At 70.4% G+C, this 3,207-nt stretch carries 5 protein-coding genes; 3 read left to right on the forward strand and 2 right to left on the reverse strand.

Annotated elements, in window-relative coordinates; genetic code table 11:
- The coding region (locus tag P409_RS30235) for an ATP12 family protein (protein WP_034847172.1) at positions 1–477 on the reverse strand (477 nt) is incomplete at its 3' end.
- Positions 478–580: 103 nt separating this feature from the next.
- On the opposite strand from P409_RS30235, the gene P409_RS30240 reads away from it, so the two are divergent.
- Positions 581–802, forward strand: coding sequence for a hypothetical protein (locus P409_RS30240; protein ID WP_034847174.1), 222 nt, complete (start codon positions 581–583; stop codon positions 800–802).
- Between the two features lie 158 nt (positions 803–960).
- Here the strand turns inward: P409_RS30240 and P409_RS30245 are convergent, their stop codons facing one another.
- The gene (locus P409_RS30245) at positions 961–1,803 is read right to left on the reverse strand and encodes a 5'-nucleotidase, lipoprotein e(P4) family (RefSeq protein WP_152613626.1); all 843 of its coding nucleotides are present in this window, start codon (positions 1,801–1,803) and stop codon (positions 961–963) included.
- A 136-nt stretch (positions 1,804–1,939) separates the two neighbouring features.
- On the opposite strand from P409_RS30245, the gene P409_RS30250 reads away from it, so the two are divergent.
- Positions 1,940–2,560 (forward strand): glutathione S-transferase family protein, encoded by a 621-nt coding sequence (locus P409_RS30250; RefSeq protein ID WP_034847179.1) that lies wholly within the window; start codon positions 1,940–1,942, stop codon positions 2,558–2,560.
- 42 nt (positions 2,561–2,602) lie between these two features.
- Positions 2,603–3,207 (forward strand): dihydroxyacetone kinase subunit DhaK (locus tag P409_RS30255; RefSeq protein WP_034847180.1); only part of this gene is annotated, 605 nt, incomplete at its 3' end.

Raw genomic sequence — 3,207 nt, forward strand, 5'->3', positions numbered from 1 at the left:
CGTCAGCCGCCAGTCGTCCTGCGCCGCCACCGCCGCGTGCAGCGCCTTGAGGCTCGACTCCGGCTGGGCCTGGTGGACGATGCCGGTGGTCGCGGCCAGCGGCGCGTCATGCGCGGTCATCGCCCAGTCGAGCAGCGGCTGCCAGGCGGCGGCCTGCCGCTCCGCCAGCGCCGCCGGCGCCTCGGCCCGGTAGCACAGCAGGTCGGTGCCGCCATAGGGGGCGATGGTGTCGATGATCACCTGCCGATTCGGCGCCACCTTGTCGATCGCCGTCGCCGCCAGCTGCATCAGCGGCATGGCCGAAGGCACCACCTCGTCGGCCTGGGCGTCCCATTCCGCTGCGACCGCCTCGGCCAGCGCCCGGGTGGGCAGGGTGAAATCGGCCTTGGCCGGACTCCGGATCGGCTTGCCGTCGAGAGTGACGCCGAAGCCGCCGCCGGCCGGCACCACATCCACCGTCTTGTAGAAGCGCTTCATCGTCCCGATCCCGTCACTCTCCGCCCGCGCCGATATCGGCAATCGCGGCGGCCGATGCAACCTGCTTCCGTCCCGGCCGCAGGGATGCTACCGCGGAGCCACGATGCAGCTCGACATGACCAACACCTTGATCATCCTCGCCGTCGCCTTGGCGGTGACGGCGGCCATGCTGGTGATGGACCGGCGCAAGCCGCCGCCGGGCGAGGTGCGGCTGTTCCCGGTGATCCCGGTGATGATGGTGGCGGCGCTGGTGGTGATCCTGATGGCGGCGCATCTGGTCTCGCTGGTCACCGGGCATCCGCTGCAGGGCCGCGGCGGGTTCTGATTTCGCAGCCATCCATCGTCATTCCGTGCGCGCTGCGGCGCGGAGCGCCGCTGCGCAGACACGGGATCTCTGCGCGATGGTCAACCAGATCCCGGGTCTGCAGCGCATCACGTCGTGCTGCGCAGCGCCCGGGATGACGAATGAGAGACGACCGAGGCCTACTGCCCGTTCCAGGGCGTCAGCGCCTCGACCTTCAGCTTGCGCTGCTCCTCCTTCGGCAGCTTGTAGTCGCCCTTGTAGGGTGCCGATTCGAAGGAGCCGTAGGTCGGGTTGGCAATCGCGATCCAGTCGCGGCCCCAATGGTCCTTGGCGGCTTCGAACGCTGCCTGCCGCTCCGCCACCGTGCCCTTGTAGGCGTCGGTGAAGTCGCCGAAATTGTCGCCGATCAGCAGCAGGATCCGGTAGTCCTTGGCGATGACGGCACGGCGCGTGCCCTTGGCCGAGCCCCAGTCCGGCTGCTCCTTGGCGCTGAGGAAGGTGTCGACATTGTCGCCCATCGGGAAGCCCAGCGCCTTCATGTGCTCGACCGTCGGCCCCTCCTCCTCCTTGGTACGGTTGGTGACGTAGAACACCTTCACGCCCTTCGACGCGGCGTATTGCGTGAACTCCACCGCGCCCGGGATCGGGGTGTCGATCTTGGCCTTGACGTAGGCCGTCCAGGTCTTCGGATCGAAGCCCGAGCCCACGGCCACGTTGCGGGCCTGGTAGGGCGAGGTGTTCAGCACCGTGTCGTCGACATCCAGCACCACCGCCGGCGGGAAATTCCTGAAGTCGCCGGTCTGCTCCGCCGGCGCCGCGGTGCGCGACGGGTCGGCCAGCGCCTCGTCCAGCCGGAGGCGGGCCAGGGCATAGGCGCCGATCGCATTGGCCTGCGCCTCGACCGAAGTCTGGTCCCACAGCACGGCGTTGAGGTTGTCGTCCGCGCCAGGTCCCTGCTGGGCCTGGGCGGTTCCCGCCACGGCCATCATCGCCAGGGCCGAAGCCCATCCCATGCGCACCATCCGAAGCCTCCTTTTGTTACAGTTTCGTGACAGCATATGAGCAGCGTCGGACCGCCGGTCGCAACCCCGTTCGCGCCGGATGTCCCGCGCCTCCGCGCCGTGTTAGGAGTGCGGAGCGCGACGAAGGGGAGGACCGATGTACACGCTCTATGCCACGCCCGGCACCGGCTCGACGCTCAGCGAGATCATGCTGGCCCTCGCCGGCGTGCCCTTCGCCATCAAGTCGGTCGACATCTACGAGAATCCGGCCGATCGCGAGATGCTGCAGCGCCTGAACCCGCTGACCCAGGTGCCGGTGCTGGTGCTGCCTGACGGCACGGTGATGACCGAGAGCGCGGCGATCACCCTGCACCTGGCCGATGTGGCGCCGCAGGCCGGGCTGGCGCCGCCGGCCGATCATCCGGACCGCCCCGCCTTCCTGCGCCGGCTGGTGTTCATCGTCGCCGCGCTGTACCCGACCTGGGCCTATGGCGACGATCCCGGCCGCTGGGTCAGCGGCGACGAGGCCAAGGCCGAGCTGCGCCGCTCCACCGACGAGCACCGCAAGGTGCTGTGGCGGCAGATGGAGGCCGCGGCCGGCAGCCCCTGGTTCCTGGGCCAGACCCGCACCGCCCTCGATATCTATATCGCGGTGATGAATCGCTGGCGGCCCCGCAGCGAGTGGTTCACCGCCGAATGCCCGAAGCTGTCGGCGATCGCCGGCCGGCTGCGCGCCGACCCCGAGCTGGCCGAGGTCTGGCAACGAAACGAAGGCTGATCCGTTCCTTCCCCGATCTCCGCCCTGCGACCGAGGACCGCCGTGAAGAAGCTGATCAACAATCCGCGCCATGTCCTGCGCGAGATGCTGGAAGGTTTCGTCGACCTGCATGCCGGCCTGGCCCTGCTGGAGGAGGAGGCGGTGGTGATCCGCGCCGACCTGCCGGTGCCGGCGTCACGACCCGTGGCCCTCCTGTCCGGCGGCGGCAGCGGGCACGAGCCGGCCCATGCCGGCTATGTCGGCGCCGGCATGCTGGCGGGCGCGATCGCCGGCGACGTCTTCACCTCGCCCAGCGTCGATGCCGTGCTGGCCGGCATCCGCGCCGCCTCCGGCCCCTCCGGCGCCGTGCTGGTAGTCAAGAACTACACCGGCGACCGCCTCAACTTCGGCCTGGCGGCCGAGCTGGTGCGGGAGGAGGGCATCCCGGTCGAGATCGTGGTGGTGGCCGACGACGTGGCCCTGCGCGACACGGTGGAGCCGGCGCGCCGCCGCGGCATCGCCGGTACCGTGCTGATCCACAAGCTGGCGGGCGCCGCCATCCGCCGCGGGCAGGACGCTGGAGGAGTCGCCGCCCTGGCCCGCGCCGCCGCCGCCGACCTCGGCACGATGGGCGTGGCGCTGGGCGCCTGCACCGTCCCCACCGCCGG

The organism is Inquilinus limosus MP06 (assembly GCF_000767795.1).
Classification (GTDB): Bacteria; Pseudomonadota; Alphaproteobacteria; order DSM-16000; family Inquilinaceae; genus Inquilinus; species Inquilinus limosus_E.

What these genes read in the sequence shown, in the direction of transcription:
- P409_RS30250 (WP_034847179.1), top strand. Translation starts at nt 1,940, where the DNA reads ATGTACACGCTCTATGCCACGCCCGGCACCGGCTCGACGCTCAGCGAG.
- P409_RS30240 (WP_034847174.1), top strand. Translation starts at nt 581, where the DNA reads ATGCAGCTCGACATGACCAACACCTTGATCATCCTCGCCGTCGCCTTG.
- P409_RS30245 (WP_152613626.1), bottom strand. Translation starts at nt 1,803, where the DNA reads ATGGTGCGCATGGGATGGGCTTCGGCCCTGGCGATGATGGCCGTGGCG.